At 68.8% G+C, this 826-nt stretch carries 1 protein-coding gene; it reads left to right on the top strand.

Features of this window, described 5'->3' with window-relative positions; translation table 11 throughout:
* Positions 1 to 47 precede the first annotated feature (47 nt).
* On the top strand, positions 48 to 818 hold the full coding sequence (locus G6048_RS48355) for a transposase (protein WP_165345924.1): 771 nt from the start codon (positions 48 to 50) through the stop codon (positions 816 to 818).
* Positions 819 to 826: the final 8 nt, after the last annotated feature.

Here is an 826-nt window from a genome sequence, read left to right as displayed (position 1 = left end):
CTAAGGGCTGTCCCGTAAGTGCTGGTCACGGGTGAGATGATCTTGTCGTGTCTGGTGTGATCACGGCGTCGGAGCCGTCCTGGATAGCCCCGTTCACCGGGCTGAGCCCTCGTCAGTTCGGCAAGCTGATCACCGCGTTGCGTCGCGAGGGTGCAGACCCGGTGCGCAAGGGCCGGCCGTGGAGCCTGCCGCTGGAGGACCGCGTGCTGCTGGTCGCCGCGTACTGGCGGACCAACTTGACCCTGCGCCAACTGGCGCCGCTGTTCGGGGTGTCCAAGTCCGCGGCCGACCGCATCATCGACCACCTCGGACCCGCGCTCGCCCTCCAGCAGCGCAAGCGGTTCCGCACGGACGCCGTGCTGATCGTGGACGGCACCCTGGTCCCCACCCGCGACCACACCGTCGCCGAGCAGTCGAAGAACTACCGGTACTCCACCAACCACCAGGTCGTCATCGACGCCGACACCCGGCTCGTCGTCGCCGTCGGCCGCCCGTTGCCCGGCAACCGCAACGACTGCAAGGCATGGGAGCTGTCCGGCGCCAAGACCGCCGTCGGCCACACCACCGTCATCGCGGACGGCGGCTACCGCGGCACCGGCCTGGTCATCCCGCACCGCCGCGAACCCGGCCAGAGCCAACTCCCCGACTGGAAAGAGGAACACAACGCCTCCCACCGCAAAGTCCGCGCCCGCGTCGAGCACACCTTCGCCCGCATGAAGACCTGGAAGATCCTCCGCGACTGCCGCCTCAAAGGCGACGGCGTCCACCACGCCATGCTCGGCATCGCCCGCCTCCACAACCTCACCCTCGCCGGTTGACGAAGAAC

This window comes from Streptomyces ureilyticus, from assembly GCF_011045025.1.
GTDB classification, from domain to species: Bacteria; Actinomycetota; Actinomycetes; order Streptomycetales; family Streptomycetaceae; genus Streptomyces; species Streptomyces ureilyticus.
The sequence above is the reverse complement of the archived record's forward strand: the minus strand, read 5'-3'. Positions and strand labels throughout refer to the sequence as shown.